Genomic DNA, 14889 nt, shown 5'->3' with positions numbered 1-14889 from the left:
GGGGATGGGCCAGAGAAGGACGCGACATCGCATCCGTCTGCCGGTCGCGGAACACCCCGTCCGCCGGTTCAGTCGCCTGTGCTGGCAGGTCTCCCGACTTGCGGATTGAGGGCGGTTGCCCAACGGCCCCTCGCCTTCCCACGCTTGCGCGCAGTGGCGTCAGGGACCTTTCCGGTCACGGTCGCGGGGGCGGCTGCGCTTTGGGGGTTTCGCTCCCTGTCGCATTCCCTCTTCGCCTGTCATAGACAGGAACCAACACGCATTCCACCTGCGCCATGACCGCCATCCTTGTCAAGGACACGACCGACCATGACCGATCCCGAACCGACACCCGCCCCCGAAGTCGACGCCGAAGCCGAAGCCGATCTGGCGCGGCACGCCTCGAAGATGGCCAAGAAGAAGGCCGCGCGCGACAAGATCATGGCGGGCAAGGCGGGCGAGAAGGGGTTGATCATCGTCCACACCGGGGCGGGCAAGGGGAAATCCTCCAGCGGCTTCGGGATGATCCTGCGCTGCGTGGCGCATGGCATGCCCTCGGCGGTGGTGCAGTTCATCAAGGGCGCGTGGGACACCGGCGAGCGGCGCCTTCTGACCACCCATTTCGCTGACCTGTGCGAATTTCACGCGATGGGCGAAGGCTTCACCTGGGAAACCCAGGACAAGGCGCGCGACATCGCGGCGGCGCGGGCGGGCTGGGAGAAGGCCCAGGAGCTGATTCGCAACCCCTCCATCCGCATGGTGCTGTTGGACGAGATCAACATTGCCCTGCGCTATGATTACCTCGATATCGACGAGGTGCTGGCGTTCCTCGCCGCCGAAAAACCGCCGCTGACCCATGTGGTGCTGACCGGGCGCAACGCATCGGACAAGCTGATCGAAGCGGCGGATCTTGTGACCGAGATGACGCTGGTCAAGCACCCCTTCCGGTCCGGCATCAAGGCTCAGGCCGGAGTTGAATTCTGACCGGTGTAAAAAGGGGGGCTGTCTGCCCCCCTCGGCATCCGCGTTCCGCGGCTGCCTCCCCCCGTGGATACTTTCGCAGAGAGGAAGCCCAGACAGACAGGGAGGTTCAGACGCCCCGTTCGAAGCGCACGGCCCCGGACAGGGCATCTTCCCCTCTGACGGTCATCGGCGTCCCCGCCTGTGCCGCAGGCTCAGCTTGCAGCGAACCTGTGAACAAATCATTGCAAGATGCCTGCAATCTTCCTCTCTGCGGGGGTCCGGGGGTGCAAAACCCCCGGCGGGCGGGCGAAGGGCTCAGCCCTTGCCCGCCAGCGCCAGCAATGCGGCGCAATCGACATGGGCTTCCATGTGGTCTGCCAACGCCTCCAGCGTCGCCTCGACCGTGTCGTCGTAGCTGACAGTGCCGACTGCGCCACCAAGCTGCGACAGGAACGCACGCCGGAAGCCATCGGCGGAAAACATGCCGTGCAGATAGCTGCCCATCACCCGGCCATCTGACCGCATTGCCCCCTCGGGCAGGCCCGAAACATGGAAGAGCGGCCTTGCACAATCCTGCCCACCCGTCCGCCCGATGTGGATTTCATACCCCCGCACCGCCTGCCCGGACGCGGGATGAAGGGCCGCGGTTTCGGTCACCCGCTTGTCGGCCGTCATGACCGTTTCGACATCGAGGAGACCAAGCCCCGCCACCGAACCTGCCGGGCCTTCGATGCCGTCAGGATCGGAAATTGCCCGGCCAAGCATCTGATACCCGCCGCAAAGCCCCAGCACCCGTGCGCCCCGGCGCAGGGCGGCGGCAAGGTCGATGTCCCAGCCCTGCGCGCGGAAGAAGGCAAGATCGGCAATCGTCGCCTTGCTGCCCGGCAGGATGATCAGGTCAGCCTCGACCGGCAGGGGTTGTCCGGGAGGGATCATCTTCAGGGTCACGCCCGGTTCCTGCGCCAAGGGATCGAGGTCGTCGAAATTGGCGATGCGCGACAGGTGCGGCACGGCAATCAGGAAATCGCCGCTGCCGCGCGTTCCGCCAAGATCGGCGGCATCCTCGGCCGGCAGGCGGTGGGCATCCGCGAACCACGGCACCACGCCGAAACCGGGCCAGCCGGTGCGATCCTTGATGAACTGGTAGCCATCGTCGAAAAGCCGCGGGTCGCCGCGGAACTTGTTGACCAGAAAGCCGCGGATCATCGCGGCATCGTCGGGGTCGATCACGCTTTGCGTCCCCACCAGCTGCGCGATGACGCCGCCGCGGTCGATGTCACCGACCAGCACCACCGGCACCCCCGCCGCTCGGGCAAAGCCCATGTTGGCAATGTCGCCCGACCGCAGGTTCACCTCGGCCGGGCTGCCCGCGCCTTCGACGATGACGATATCCGCCTCAGCCTTCATCCGGGCGAAACTGTCCAGCACCGGCACCATCAGGTCCGGCTTCAGCCGGGCATAATCGCGCGCCTTCACCGTGGCCCAGCGCTGGCCCTGCACGATCACCTGACTGCCGGTTTCGGATTCGGGTTTCAGCAGGACCGGGTTCATGTGGACCGAAGGCGCCACCCCGGCCGCCCGCGCCTGCAGGGCCTGCGCACGCCCGATCTCTCCGCCCGCCGCGACCGCCGCGTTGTTCGACATGTTCTGCGGCTTGAACGGGCGCACGATCAGCCCCTGCCGTGCGAACACCCGGCAGAGGCCCGCCACCAGCATCGACTTGCCGACGTTGGACCCCGCGCCCTGGATCATCAGCGTCGCCGTCATGCCCGCCGCGCCATCAGCCAGACGAAGAACACGCCGCCAACCAGCCCCGTGACGATGCCTATCGGCATATCCTCGGGTGCCATCACCACACGCGCCACGGTATCCGCCCAGATCAGGAACACCGCGCCGAAAAGCGCCGACAACGGCAGCACCCGCGCGTTGTCGCCCCCGACGATGAGCCGCACCAGATGCGGCATCATCAGCCCGACAAAGCCGATGATCCCGGAAAACGCCACCATCACCCCGGTGATCAGCGCCCCCGCCACGAACACCGACAGCCGGAACCGCGCAACCGGAATCCCAAGGCTCGCCGCTGTCTCGTCGCCAAGGCTCATCGCATTCAGCGCCCCGGCGCGCGACCAGAGCCACAGCCCCGCCGGAACCAGCACCAGCGCGGGAAACATCAGGTGCGACCACTGCGCAAGGCCAAGCCCGCCCAGCATCCAGAACACCACCGTATGCGTGGCCTTCGGATCGCCGAGGAAGATCAGGATGTTCGCCCCCGCCATGATGATGAAGCTGACCGCCACCCCCGCCAGCACCAGCCGGTCCGCCGATGTCGCCCCTGCCAGTTGCGCCACGGCCAGAACCATCAGCGTCGCGGCCAGCGCGCCCCCGAACGCCATAAGCGGCACGGTCAGCACGCCAAGGAAAAGCCCGGTGTGCAACAAGGCCGCAATCGCCCCGAACGCGCCACCCGAGGAAATCCCCAGCAGATGCGGGTCCGCCAGCGGGTTGCGCGTGACCGATTGCAGCGCAGCCCCGGTCAGGCCCAGCCCCGCCCCCACCAGCGCGGCCAGCACGGCGCGCGGAAAGCGGATGTCCCAGACAATCGCCTCGCGCCCCGCCGTCCAGTCCGCAGCCACCCAGCCCGGCGCAAGGTGATGCAGCATCACCCCCCAGACCGTGCCAAGCGGCACCGACACCGCGCCAACCGACACCGCCACCATCACCGACAGCATCAGCGCGCAAAAAGCCACCAGCCCAAGCCCCACGCGCCGCGACAGCCGCCAGAGGCGGGGCCGCGCAAGAAGGGCAAGCGGCAAATCGGCCATCTACTTGGCCCAGAACCCGGCGACCAGCTTTTCCACTGCGCGGATGTTGCGCGGCCCGGGCGTCGCCTCGACATATTCCAGCACGACGTAGCGGTCGTTCTTCACGGCATCCATCCCCGCAAAAGCCGGATTTTCCTCAAGGAAGGCGATCTTCTGCGCAGCGGTCACGTCGCCGTAGTTGACGATCACGATCACCTCCGGGTTACGCTCCACCACCGGCTCCCAGGCCACGGTGGCCCAGCTTTTGTCCAGATCGTCCATGATGTTCACGCCACCCGCCGCCTCGATCAGCGCCGTGGGGATCGCGTACTTGCCGGCGGTGAAGGGGCTTTCCTCGCCGCTGTCATAGACGAACACCCTGAGCGGCGCAGACCGGCCCACCCCCGCCGTCACCTTTTCTAACCGGGCCTTGTAACCCGCCACAAGTGCCTCGGCCTTTTGCGACACGCCGAAGATTGTGCCAAGGTTCAAGAGGTCCGCATACATGTCATCCATGGTCGACCGCGCCTTCGGGCCGACGAAGATGCAGCTTTCGGTCAATTCGTAGGTCTTGATCCCGAACGGCTCCAGCGTTTGGGGCGTGACCTCGCCGCCAACCTTCATGCCGTAGTTCCAACCGGCAAAGAAGAAATCCGCCTCGGCCCCGACCAGCACCTCTTTTGACGGATACTGCGCCGACAGTTCCGGCAGTTCGGCCACACCCTCGCGCGCCTCGGCGTCCAGCGTCTTCCAGCCGGAAATGCCGGTGTAGCCCACCATCCGGTCGCGCAGGCCCAGAACCAGCATCATCTCTGTCAGGTTCACGTCGTTGGAGATCGCCCGCTTTGGGGCCGCATCGAACGTCACCTCGCGGTCGCAGCTTTTCACGGTCACCGGAAAGGCGGCGGCCACGTTGGCCGACAACAGCAGGGTCAGAACGGCGAGTTTCATCAGCAGCCTTGAAGTTGAAAGGAAAAGCGTGGCGCGGGGCCGGACCGGTCCACCCGCGCCGTGACGTTGAATGCCGAAGCGATGTTGTCTTCGGACAGGGCCATCAGCGGGGCGGCATCTGCCAACACCCCGCCCTCGGACAATATCATCACCCGGTCGGCAAACTCCGCCGCCAGGGTCAGGTCATGCAGCGTGGTGACGATCGCCAGCCCCAGCCCGCGCAGAAGCGACAGCAGTTCAAGCTGGTGGCGGATGTCCAGATGATTGGTCGGCTCGTCCAGGATCAGCACACGCGGCTCTTGCGCCAGCGCCCGCGCCACCATCACCCGCTGCCGCTCGCCCCCCGACAGGGTGCCAAAGCGGCGGTCGGCAAAGGCGCCAAGGTCCAGCCGGCACAGCGCCGCCTCCACCACCTCGGCGTCACGCGCGCCGGCGCCGTAGCCCATCCGGTGCGGCAGGCGGCCCAGCGCCACGATCTGCCGCGCGGTCAGCGCAAAATCCGTCGGTTGTTCCTGCAACACGGCGGCGACCACGCGGGCCACCTCCTGCGCCGGTCGCGCCCAAAGATCGCTGCCTTCCAGCAGAACCGTCCCGCTGCGTGGCGCGTGATAGCGGTAGAGCAGTCGCAGCAAGGTGGATTTCCCCGCCCCGTTGGCACCGCAGATCGCCAGCACCTCGCCCGACCCAAGCCGAAAGCTGATGTCGCGCAGAATATCGGGTGCGCGCTTCGGCCCCCAATGCACACCCCGCGCCTCAAGCACGGGTGCACCACCGCCAGCCGCCAGATGCGAGGCCAAAGCCTGCGCAGACATGTTCATCGCATACCTTTCCCAGGACACCCCGCCCGGCGCGTTTCAAGTTACGATGGCAGGTCTCCTGACTTGCGGGTCGTTGCTTGCCTGAACCTTCCCGGCCAATCGGGCCAGTGGCACTTCAGGTTCGCTCGCCGCTCACAGTTGCGGGGGCAGTCACGGGTTTGGCGGCTTTTGCCTACACCTCACCGTATTCCCTTTTCACCCGGCCGCGCGTGGTTTGGCCGGGAACCATCGCTGCCACCATCGGGCCGTTCCGCGCCACGGTCAAGCCTGCAAGCGACATGCAGCCCGGCACCGGCGACCATCACCGCCGCATCCCCCCGCCCATCGCCAAGGCCATCACCGTCATCACCGCCGTCACCCCGCCGATCAGCCAGAAAAACCCGACGTTGCCCATCCCTGCCATCAAAGGGGCAACAGCCAGCGGCGAGAAAATGCCCCCCACCAGCCCCGCCGCGATGATTGTCGGTGGCACGCGGATATCCTCGCCCATCTTCTGGCTGGCGGTCACATAATATCCCGGAAAGAACAGCCCGGCCGCCGCCCCCATCGCCACGAAGAACGCCGCAGGCGACACCAGCGCCGCGCCGAACGCGCATATAGCCGCCAGCGCCATCGACCCGGTGAAAAGCACGAAGGCCGGCACCAGATGCGCAGTGAAAATGAGGACGGTCCGCGCCAGCAGGAACACCACGAAGAACGCGCTCAAAAGCTGCGCCGCCGTAGCCTCTGCCAGCCCCGCCGCGATCAGCGCGGTAGGGCCGAGGCCGACGAGGCATGCCTCCAGCCCGATCGCCACGGCACCAAAACCGAGGATCGGCAGGTGCGGGCGGAACGGCTTGACCGCCCCCGCAGCCACCGGCGACGCCCGCCCCGCAGCCCCCGCCGCTAGCCAGATCACCGCGATCACCACCGCCGTCATCCCGAACGACCAGCGCGGATCGCTGCCCAGCGCCACAAAGATCAGCGGCGCCGCAATCGCCCCCACCCCGAAGGTCGCGTTCAAAAGGCTCAGCATCGACGGCCCGCGCGCGCCGAACGCCGTCAGGACGCGCGGGTTGAACACGGCCGTCGCCATGCCGTAGCCCACCCCGAACACCGCTGCCGCGAACACCGTCAGCCACCACCCCGCCAAGGCTGCGATCCCCGCCGCGCCCAGCGCCATCAACGCCAGCGAATGGCGCGGCGTGATCCCCGCGCCGCGCAGATACATGATGGCGACGCCAACAAAGCACCCCACCCAGTGCGCCGAGATCAGGACCCCCGCCTCGGCCACCGTCACGCCGAACCGGCGCGAGAACGCTGGCAGCGCCGGGCCATACAGCGACTGGCCCGCCCCCATCACCACAAAGGTCGCAACCCCGGCGAACAACAGCCCGGCGTTCTTCCTGATCAGGTCTTTCACTTGCGTCTCCCGCTGCTGCGCGCCCCTCGTCCCCCGCCCCGCGCGCCCTGTCAACGCCCGCCGCGCTGCCCGCTTGCGAAGCCGTCCCGCGACGGGCAGCATGGCCACAAACCCACATGCCAGAAGGTGCCGCCATGACCGACGTCTACATCCTGTCCGCCGTCCGCACCGCCATTGGCACCTTCGGCGGCACGCTTGCGGGAATGGGCCCGATCGACATCGCCACCCATGCCGCTCGCGCCGCCATCGCCCGCGCCGGCGTGAACCCGGCCAGCATCGGCCATGTCGTGATGGGTCACGTCATCAACACCGAACCGCGCGACATGTATCTGTCCCGCGTCATGGCGATGCAGGCGGACATCCCGAACACCACGCCTGCAATGAACGTCAACCGCCTCTGCGGTTCGGGCGCGCAGGCCATCGTTTCGGCCATGCAATCCCTGATGTTGGGCGACGCCGACACCGCCCTCGCCGGCGGGGCGGAATGCATGAGCCGTTCGCCCTACATCCTGCCCGCCGCCCGCTTCGGGCAAAAGATGGGCGACACCCGCGCGCTTGACATGATGACCGGCGCGCTGACCTGCCCCTTCGGCACCGGCCACATGGGCGTGACGGCGGAAAACGTCGCAGCCCAGCACCAGATCAGCCGCGCGGATCAGGACGCCTTTGCGCTGGAAAGCCAGACTCGCGCCGCCCGCGCCATCGCCGAAGGCCGCTTCCGCAACCAGATCACCCCGGTGGAGGTCGCAGGCCGCAAGGGCACCGTGACCTTTGACACCGACGAACACCCCAAGGCCACCAGTGCCGAGGCGCTCGCCAGCCTGAGGCCGGTGTTCCAGAAGGATGGCAGCGTCACCGCCGGCAACGCCTCGGGCATCAACGATGGCGCGGCGGCGGTGATCCTGTCGTGCAAACCCGACGGCGCCCGCGCCCGCATCCTCGGGTATGCCCACGCAGGCGTCGATCCAAAGGTGATGGGCATCGGCCCGATTCCCGCCGTGCAGGCGCTTTGCGCGAAACTGGGGATGAAACCGCAGGGCTTCGACGTGGTGGAATCGAACGAGGCCTTCGCCGCCCAAGCCATCGCCGTGTCGCGCGCGCTTGACCTTGACCCCGCCCGCGTCAACCCGAATGGCGGCGCCATCGCCCTTGGCCACCCGGTCGGCGCGACCGGCGCGATACTTGTGGTCAAGGCACTCCATGAACTTGAACGCACCGGCGGCAAAACTGCCCTCATCACCATGTGCATCGGTGGCGGCCAGGGCATCGCGCTAGCCATCTCGCGCGCCTGATCAGCCCTCGCGCGCCCGCTCGCGTTTCAGCTTTTCCATCTTGCGGGTGATCATCTGGCGCTTCAGCGGGCCAAGGTAGTCGATGAACAGCTTGCCATCCAGATGGTCGATCTCGTGCTGCACGCAGGTTGCCCAAAGGCCGCTGAACTGGCGTTCCTGCTCGGCGCCCTCAAGATCGGTCCAGCGCACCCGCACTTCGGCCGGGCGCTTCACATCGGCATACTGCTCGGGGATCGACAGGCAGCCTTCCTCATAGACCGTGAGGTCCTCTGACACCCACTCGACCACCGGGTTCACCAGCACCATCGGCTCTGCCGGGCCTTCCTTGATGCAGTCCATCACCAGCACACGCTTCATCACACCCACCTGCGGCGCTGCCAGACCAATGCCGGGCGCGTCGTACATGGTCTCCAGCATGTCCGCCGCAAGCTTGCGAACCTCGTCGGTAATTTCGCCGACAGGCTCACAGCGCTTCTTGAGGCGCGGATCGGGATGGATAAGGATAGGACGGATCATCTTGGCGATTTACGAAAGCCGTCGTCCTGACGCAAGAGGTGCCCGCAGACACAAGCGAAGAGAATGTGAACTACGAATGTTCCGGTTATTGCTAATAGATTGGAACGTTGTAACAGATTTTTTATTAATTTTGGTACAAATTCCCGATTAATATGTGTTAGTCGGAACAAACACCCATCCACACGAAAGCCCGACATGACCTTCGATACCCCGATCTCCCGCAAAGGCACCCATTGCGTCAAATGGGACATGATGGAAACCCTCTACGGCGTCACCCCTGACGAAGGCATCGCCATGTGGGTCGCCGACATGGAGTTCCGCCCGCCGCAGGTCGTTCAACAGGCGCTCGAGGCGATGCTGGCCCACGGTGTCTACGGCTATTTCGGCGATGACACCAAATACCTCGACGCAATCCGCTGGTGGATGCGCACCCGCCACAGCTGGGACGTGGCGCGCGACCAGATCTTCACCACCCACGGCCTCGTCAACGGCACCGCGATGTGCATCGACGCCTTCACCAAGCCAGGCGACGGCATCGTCCTGATGACCCCGGTCTACCACGCCTTCGCCCGCGTCATCAAAGCCGCCGACCGCCGCGTGGTCGAATGCCCGCTGACCAATGCGGGAGGCCACCTGACGATGGATTTCGCCGCCTGGGATGCGCAGATGACCGGGGCGGAAAAGCTCATGATCCTCTGCTCGCCACACAACCCCGGCGGCCGGGTCTGGACAGCTGACGAACTGCGCGGCGTGGCCGATTTCTGCAAACGCCACGACCTGATCCTGGTGTCCGACGAAATCCACCACGATCTGGTCTACCCCGGCCAGCACCACACCGTGATGCCCCTCGCCGCCCCCGACATCGCCGACCGTCTGGTGATGATGACCGCCACCACCAAGACCTTCAACATCGCCGGTGCCCATTCTGGCAACGTCATCATTGCTGACCCCGCCCTGCGCGCCCGTTTTGCCCAACGGATGAACGCGATGGGCATTTCGCCGAACTCGTTCGGGATGCACATGGCGACCGCCGCCTACTCGCCCGAAGGCGCAGCCTGGGTCGATGACCTGATGCGCTACCTCGACGGCAACCGCCGCCTGTTCGACGAAGGCGTGAACGCGATCCCCGGCGTCCGCTCGATGCCGCTGCAGGCCACCTACCTCGGCTGGGTCGATTTCTCCGGCACCGGGATGGAGCCCGCGGAATTCATCGCCCGGGTGGAAAAGACCGCCAAGATCGCCACCAACCACGGGGCAAGCTTCGGCACCGGCGGCGAAAGCTTCCTGCGCTTCAACCTCGCCTGCCCCCGCGCGCAGGTGGCCGAAGCGGTCAGCCGTTTGCAAAAGGCCTTTGCCGACCTGCAATGAAGCGCCTCTTCGCGCTTTTCCTCCTGATCGCGGCGCTGGGCCTGGCCGTCGCCGCGGTCTGGTTGCGCCCCCCGCCACCGGCTCCACCCACGCCCCAGCCACCGATCACCGGCCAGATCGACCACATCCTGATCGAAAAATCCGCCCGCCGGATGCAGCTGTTCCAGAACGGCCAGCCGGTCCGCAGCTACCAGATCGCCCTCGGCTTCACGCCCGCAGGCGATAAATTGCGCCAAGGCGACGGGCGCACCCCCGAAGGCCAGTTCCGCATCGACCGCCGCAACGCCACCAGCGCCTACCACCTCTCGCTCGGCCTCGATTACCCGCAGCCCGGCGACCGGGCCCGCGCACGGGCAGCCGGATACGACCCAGGTGGCGATATCTTCATTCACGGCCAGCCGAACGCACTTTCCGAAGGGTTCAAGATCAAGGGCGACTGGACCGCCGGCTGCATCGCCGTCACTAACGCTGAAATGCGCGAAATCTGGGCCGCCACCCAAACCGGCACGCTCGTCGAAATCCGCCCCTGATTGCTATTTTCAATACCACTTAGAATGGCGGAGCCAAGCGGGCTGGCCCGCGCCGCCGGCCTCAAAGGCTTGCGACGGAACGCCGCTTTTCAAACCGGCAGTCAAAGGCGCGGCAGATACCCGACCGGCGCATTCTCGTCGCGCCAGAAATCCAACGCAGCCGCGCCGGTCACCGCAGTCGCCCGCTTGAAGTCGCAGACCAGTTCACCGTTCTCGATGCTCGACGCGACGATCAGGCACTGAAACACATGCCGCGACCCGTCATAGACATCCACCAACCCGCGCAGCGCGCGTGGCGACACATCGGCGTCCAACGCGAATCCGTCATGCCAAAACCGCAGCACCGGAAACATCGCATCGCCCACCTGAACCCTCAGCCGCGACTTGCGCTTCGCTTCGCGCTTCCTCGCCGCTTCCAGCCCGTCACGCACCTCTTTCGGCAGAAATTCCAACATGGCAGCCTCACTCACACCCCGAGGGATAGTCTGAACCCGATCCGCAATAAATCAAGCTGGCACAAAGGTATTACGCAGTTGTAAAGCCCGCATGACATGGTTCGGTTCCGATTTCACACGGCCCGGTTGCGCCCGCGCCATCAAGGACGCGCGAATGGCCAGAGCGGCCTGCCGGACGACTGCTCTTGCGAATCACCCCGCCCCCAGGAATAGCCCGCGCATGACCCTTATCCTCGCCATGATCCTCGACGCGGCCTGCGGCGAACCGAAGGCGATCTGGGACCGCATCCCCCACCCCGCCGTCCTGATGGGCCGCCTGATCGCCGCCCTCGACGCCCGCTTCAACCGCGGCGAAAACCGCCGCCTCAAGGGCGCCCTCGTCACCACCGCCCTTGGCCTTGGCGCGCTGGTCACCGGTTGGCTGATCCACGCGCTGCCCGACCACGGGGTGATCGAAATTCTGGTCGTCGCGATCCTCCTCGCGCAGAAAAGCCTCGTCGACCATGTCCGCGCCGTGGCAACCGCCCTGCGCCGCTCGCTCCCCGAAGGCCGCGCTGCCGTGGCCATGATCGTTGGCCGCGACACCGCCGAAATGACCGAGCCCGACGTGGCTCGCGCCGCCATCGAAAGTGCCGCAGAAAACCTGTCGGATGGCGTCATCGCGCCGATCTTCTGGTATCTCGCTCTCGGCCTGCCCGGCCTCCTGCTCTACAAACTCGCCAACACCGCCGACAGCATGATCGGCCACCTGACCCCCCGCCACGCCGCGTTCGGCTGGGCCTCGGCCCGCTTCGACGATCTTCTGAACCTGATCCCCGCCCGCCTGACCGCGCTTTTGATCGCGCTCACCCACGGTTGGGTGGACCCGACCCCGATCCTCCGCGACGCGCCCCTGCATCGCAGCCCGAACGCAGGCTGGCCCGAAGCCGCCATCGCCCCGGTGCTGAACGTCGCCCTCTCCGGCCCGCGCAGCTACAACGGGGTGCGCAAGCACTACCCCTGGGTCTGGCCCGAGGGCCGCCGCGACCCCGGCCCCGATGACATCGACGCCGCCTGTTCCGCGCTTTGGCGCACCTGGGCCGCGATGCTGGCGATTGCCGTCCTCGTCGCCCTCTTCTAGGCTCCGGCCATGTTCAAGGCAGCCGTCCTTACCCTCGCCCTCGCCACCCCCGCCGCTGCCGCGCCCTGCGGCAGTGACTTCACCGATTTCCTCGCCGCGATGCAGGCCGAGGCGATTGCCGCAGGCACCCCGCCCGACGCGGCCGCCGCCTTTTTTGCCGACGCGCGGCAAGACCCCAAGGTGCTGAAGGCCGACCGCAGCCAAGGCGTCTTCCGCAAGACCTTCCTCGATTTTTCGCAAAGCCTGATCTCCAAGCGCCGCCTCGCCACCGCCCGCGCCAAATCCGACGAACTTGACGCCGTCTTCACGAGGGCAGAGGCCGAGTACGGCACCAGCCGCGGCATCCTTCTGGCCTTCTGGGCGTTCGAGACCGATTTCGGTCAGGTGCAGGGCGAGTTTACCACGCGCGACGCCCTCCTCACCCTCGCCCACGATTGCCGCCGCCCCGAGATCTTTCAGCCGCAGGTGCTGGCCGCAGCACAGCTGCACGCCCTGAACGAATTCGCCCTCGACACCACCGGCGCCTGGGCGGGCGAGATCGGCATGGTGCAGATGCTGCCGAAAGACATCCTCGAACGCGGCGTCGATGGCGATGGCGACGGGCTCGTGACGTTGAAGACCTCGCCTGCCGACGCCATCCTTTCGGGCGCGCGGATGCTGCAACACCACGGCTGGCGCGCGGGTGAACCCTGGCTCACCGAGGTTACCCTGCCGCAAGGCTTCGACTGGTCGCTGACCGGCCTCGATACCGAAAAACCGACCGAGGCCTGGGCAGCGCTCGGCGTCACTCCCCGCGAAGGCGCGCTTCCGAAGAACCTTCCGGCCTCGGTGCTGCTGCCGCAGGGCCGCAACGGCCCGGCCTTTCTGGTCTACCCGAATTACCGCGTGCTCTTTGAATGGAACAAGAGCTTCATCTACGTGACCACCGCCGCCTATTTCGCCACCCGTATCGAAGGCGCGCCGCCCTATGCCGCAGGCAATCCCGATCCGGCCCTTGGACCGGACGAGATGACCGCCCTGCAGGAAAAGCTGAAGCGCCTTGGCCACGACGTGGGCCAGATCGACGGCATCCTTGGTGCCGGCACCCGCACTGCGGTGCAGCGCGAACAAATCCGCCTCGGCCTTCCCGCTGACGGCTGGCCCAACCGCGCACTGCTGGACGCGCTCTGATGGCCACCTGGGCTGTGGTCGCCACCGTGAAGGCGCCCGAGGAAAAGGTGCTGGCCTTCGTGGCCCACCACCTGTCGATTGGCGCCCGGCACATCCACCTTTACTTCGATGACCCCGACGACCCCACTGCCGATGCCATCGCCGCCCTGCCCGAAGCACGGCGCGCCCGGATCACCCTCACCCGCTGCACGGCCGACCATTGGGCCGCGATGGGCAACCGGCATGAAAGGCACCAGAACCGGCAGGCCCGCAACGCCCGCGACGCCTATACCCGCTGCACCAGCGACTGGCTCGCCCATGTCGACGTGGACGAATTCATCCTGCCGTCGCACCCGGTCGACGCGGTGCTTGACGCGGCACAACCAACCGACCTTGTCGTCCGGATGGAGCCGTTCGAGGCGATGCACGACCCCGATCTGCCCGACGACATCTGCACCGCGCGGCTGTTTCGCCGCCCGATCAAGCATGATTTCTGGCGGCTGCGTAACCCTGCGCTTGGCAAATACAAGAAGGTCATGCGTGACGGAATGCTCAGCCACAGCGTTGGCAAGGCGTTCTTCCGCATCGGTGTGCCGGGCCTGTCGCCCCGCCTGCACGGCGGCATGTTGAAAGGCGCCCGCATCCGCGCGCCGGAATTTCAGCCCGACCTGCGGCTTTTGCACTTTCACGCGCAGGACATGCAGGTCTGGCTTGACGCCCTGCCGTTCCGACTGACGCGGGGTGCCTACCAGTACAACCCGCCGCTGCAGGCCTATCTGGCCGCCGCCACCGATCAGGAACGCGTAGCCTTCTACCGCACGACACAAACCCTGCAGCCCGACATCGCCGACATCATGCTGGAGGTCGGCCTTGCCGTCGAAGCGAACCTCGACCTGCGCGCCAAGGTCGCAGCCCTCAAGGACGCATCCCTGCCATGACGCCAACCGCCGACGCGCTTGCCAAAGCCCTTCCCCACATCCTCGCCGCGCCGCGCGACGCAGGCCCGGTCACCTGCCTGTGCATCCGCCCCGCCCGCAACCAGCGCGCCTTTCCCGACCACCTGACCCTGACCCGCGCCGAGGGTATCCCCGGCGACCGCTGGCTGACCGACCCGTGGCTGCGGTTGCCGGACGGGCGCCCCGACCCGCGCATCCAGATCTCGATCCTGGCCAGCCGCGTGCTTGATCTGGTGTGGCACCCCACCGACACCGCGCCACACCCAGGCGATCCGATCGTCGCGGATCTTGACCTGTCCGAAGCGAACCTGCCCGACGGCACGCTGCTGGCTGTCGGCACAGCGGTGCTTCGAGTCTCCTCCCTTTTCAACGATGGCTGCGTGAAATGGAAAGCCCGCTACGGCAGCGGCGCCAAGGATTGGGTCGTGGCACCGGGCCACCCAACATTGCGGTTGCGCGGCATACTTTGCGCCGTGGAACGCGACGGCATGGTGCGGATGAGCGACACCATTCGCAAGATCAGTGGCTGAACGTGACGCCTGACACGTAGCGCCACGTCCCCGCGCCATCGCGTTTCGTCAGATCCTGC

15 protein-coding genes and 2 riboswitches are annotated in these 14889 nt (G+C 66.5%); of the genes, 8 read left to right on the top strand and 7 right to left on the bottom strand.

The genetic code is table 11. The features are described 5' to 3' along the window. Positions 1-66 precede the first annotated feature (66 nt). Positions 67-272, bottom strand: a riboswitch (cobalamin riboswitch). Positions 273-309: 37 nt separating this feature from the next. Then, entirely contained in the window at positions 310-963 is a 654-nt protein-coding gene (gene cobO / locus ACROUL_RS04005) for a cob(I)yrinic acid a,c-diamide adenosyltransferase (RefSeq protein ID WP_431298257.1), read from the top strand. 294 nt (positions 964-1257) lie between these two features. Here cobO and ACROUL_RS04000 read toward each other — a convergent pair whose 3' ends face one another. The 5 genes from ACROUL_RS04000 to ACROUL_RS03980 form a co-directional block, all read right to left on the bottom strand. Then, positions 1258-2709 carry a cobyric acid synthase gene (locus tag ACROUL_RS04000; protein WP_431298256.1) on the bottom strand — a complete coding sequence of 484 codons (1452 nt, stop codon included), beginning with the start codon at positions 2707-2709 and terminating at the stop codon, positions 1258-1260. Continuing rightward, on the bottom strand, positions 2706-3764 hold the full coding sequence (locus ACROUL_RS03995; protein WP_431298255.1) for a FecCD family ABC transporter permease: 1059 nt from the start codon (positions 3762-3764) through the stop codon (positions 2706-2708). The genes ACROUL_RS04000 and ACROUL_RS03995 overlap by 4 nt, the downstream gene beginning before the upstream one ends. Next, entirely contained in the window at positions 3765-4694 is a 930-nt protein-coding gene (locus ACROUL_RS03990) for an ABC transporter substrate-binding protein (RefSeq protein ID WP_431298254.1), read from the bottom strand. Then, positions 4694-5506, bottom strand: a complete 813-nt coding sequence (locus ACROUL_RS03985; RefSeq protein WP_431301242.1) for an ABC transporter ATP-binding protein — start codon at positions 5504-5506, stop codon at positions 4694-4696. Before ACROUL_RS03985 ends, ACROUL_RS03990 begins: the two co-directional genes overlap by 1 nt. A gap of 37 nt (positions 5507-5543) precedes the next feature. After that, positions 5544-5757: riboswitch (cobalamin riboswitch) on the bottom strand. A gap of 56 nt (positions 5758-5813) precedes the next feature. Beyond that, positions 5814-6914: an MFS transporter gene (locus tag ACROUL_RS03980; protein WP_431298253.1), complete on the bottom strand. Its 1101-nt coding sequence runs from the start codon at positions 6912-6914 to the stop codon at positions 5814-5816. Positions 6915-7048: 134 nt separating this feature from the next. Here ACROUL_RS03980 and bktB point away from each other — a divergent pair, with 134 nt between their 5' ends. Next, positions 7049-8206: a beta-ketothiolase BktB gene (gene bktB / locus ACROUL_RS03975; RefSeq protein ID WP_431298252.1), complete on the top strand. Its 1158-nt coding sequence runs from the start codon at positions 7049-7051 to the stop codon at positions 8204-8206. Here the strand turns inward: bktB and def are convergent, their stop codons facing one another. Next, on the bottom strand, positions 8207-8722 hold the full coding sequence (gene def, locus ACROUL_RS03970; RefSeq protein WP_431298251.1) for a peptide deformylase: 516 nt from the start codon (positions 8720-8722) through the stop codon (positions 8207-8209). 195 nt (positions 8723-8917) lie between these two features. On the opposite strand from def, the gene ACROUL_RS03965 reads away from it, so the two are divergent. Continuing rightward, positions 8918-10090 carry a MalY/PatB family protein gene (locus ACROUL_RS03965; RefSeq protein WP_431298250.1) on the top strand — a complete coding sequence of 391 codons (1173 nt, stop codon included), beginning with the start codon at positions 8918-8920 and terminating at the stop codon, positions 10088-10090. Next, entirely contained in the window at positions 10087-10620 is a 534-nt protein-coding gene (locus ACROUL_RS03960) for a L,D-transpeptidase family protein (protein ID WP_431298249.1), read from the top strand. Before ACROUL_RS03965 ends, ACROUL_RS03960 begins: the two co-directional genes overlap by 4 nt. 101 nt (positions 10621-10721) lie before the next feature. Here the strand turns inward: ACROUL_RS03960 and ACROUL_RS03955 are convergent, their stop codons facing one another. Further along, positions 10722-11075 (bottom strand): hypothetical protein, encoded by a 354-nt coding sequence (locus ACROUL_RS03955; RefSeq protein WP_431298248.1) that lies wholly within the window; start codon positions 11073-11075, stop codon positions 10722-10724. 220 nt (positions 11076-11295) lie between these two features. Here ACROUL_RS03955 and cbiB point away from each other — a divergent pair, with 220 nt between their 5' ends. The 4 genes from cbiB to ACROUL_RS03935 are packed head-to-tail and all read left to right on the top strand — an operon-like array spanning position 11296 to position 14830. After that, a complete protein-coding gene (gene cbiB, locus ACROUL_RS03950) occupies positions 11296-12195 on the top strand; it encodes an adenosylcobinamide-phosphate synthase CbiB (protein ID WP_431298247.1) in 900 nt (299 codons plus the stop codon). A gap of 9 nt (positions 12196-12204) precedes the next feature. Next, a complete protein-coding gene (locus ACROUL_RS03945; protein WP_431298246.1) occupies positions 12205-13365 on the top strand; it encodes a lytic murein transglycosylase in 1161 nt (386 codons plus the stop codon). Further along, positions 13365-14282 carry a glycosyltransferase family 2 protein gene (locus ACROUL_RS03940; protein ID WP_431298245.1) on the top strand — a complete coding sequence of 306 codons (918 nt, stop codon included), beginning with the start codon at positions 13365-13367 and terminating at the stop codon, positions 14280-14282. Before ACROUL_RS03945 ends, ACROUL_RS03940 begins: the two co-directional genes overlap by 1 nt. Beyond that, positions 14279-14830, top strand: a complete 552-nt coding sequence (locus ACROUL_RS03935) for a hypothetical protein (RefSeq protein WP_431298244.1) — start codon at positions 14279-14281, stop codon at positions 14828-14830. Before ACROUL_RS03940 ends, ACROUL_RS03935 begins: the two co-directional genes overlap by 4 nt. Positions 14831-14889 lie beyond the last annotated feature (59 nt).

The sequence above is a fragment of the Tabrizicola sp. BL-A-41-H6 genome (assembly GCF_050632395.1).
Taxonomy (GTDB): Bacteria; Pseudomonadota; Alphaproteobacteria; order Rhodobacterales; family Rhodobacteraceae; genus JAUYQR01.
This window is presented reverse-complemented; position numbering and strand designations above follow the sequence as displayed.

Bases quoted from the DNA above. Each gene is read 5' to 3' on its own strand.
- ACROUL_RS03940 (WP_431298245.1), top strand. From the start codon at position 13,365: ATGGCCACCTGGGCTGTGGTCGCCACCGTGAAGGCGCCCGAGGAAAAG.
- cbiB (WP_431298247.1), top strand. From the start codon at position 11,296: ATGACCCTTATCCTCGCCATGATCCTCGACGCGGCCTGCGGCGAACCG.
- ACROUL_RS03990 (WP_431298254.1), bottom strand. From the start codon at position 4,694: ATGAAACTCGCCGTTCTGACCCTGCTGTTGTCGGCCAACGTGGCCGCC.
- cobO (WP_431298257.1), top strand. From the start codon at position 310: ATGACCGATCCCGAACCGACACCCGCCCCCGAAGTCGACGCCGAAGCC.
- ACROUL_RS03945 (WP_431298246.1), top strand. From the start codon at position 12,205: ATGTTCAAGGCAGCCGTCCTTACCCTCGCCCTCGCCACCCCCGCCGCT.
- ACROUL_RS03995 (WP_431298255.1), bottom strand. From the start codon at position 3,764: ATGGCCGATTTGCCGCTTGCCCTTCTTGCGCGGCCCCGCCTCTGGCGG.
- bktB (WP_431298252.1), top strand. From the start codon at position 7,049: ATGACCGACGTCTACATCCTGTCCGCCGTCCGCACCGCCATTGGCACC.
- ACROUL_RS03960 (WP_431298249.1), top strand. From the start codon at position 10,087: ATGAAGCGCCTCTTCGCGCTTTTCCTCCTGATCGCGGCGCTGGGCCTG.
- def (WP_431298251.1), bottom strand. From the start codon at position 8,722: ATGATCCGTCCTATCCTTATCCATCCCGATCCGCGCCTCAAGAAGCGC.
- ACROUL_RS03935 (WP_431298244.1), top strand. From the start codon at position 14,279: ATGACGCCAACCGCCGACGCGCTTGCCAAAGCCCTTCCCCACATCCTC.
- ACROUL_RS04000 (WP_431298256.1), bottom strand. From the start codon at position 2,709: ATGACGGCGACGCTGATGATCCAGGGCGCGGGGTCCAACGTCGGCAAG.
- ACROUL_RS03965 (WP_431298250.1), top strand. From the start codon at position 8,918: ATGACCTTCGATACCCCGATCTCCCGCAAAGGCACCCATTGCGTCAAA.
- ACROUL_RS03985 (WP_431301242.1), bottom strand. From the start codon at position 5,506: ATGTCTGCGCAGGCTTTGGCCTCGCATCTGGCGGCTGGCGGTGGTGCA.
- ACROUL_RS03955 (WP_431298248.1), bottom strand. From the start codon at position 11,075: ATGTTGGAATTTCTGCCGAAAGAGGTGCGTGACGGGCTGGAAGCGGCG.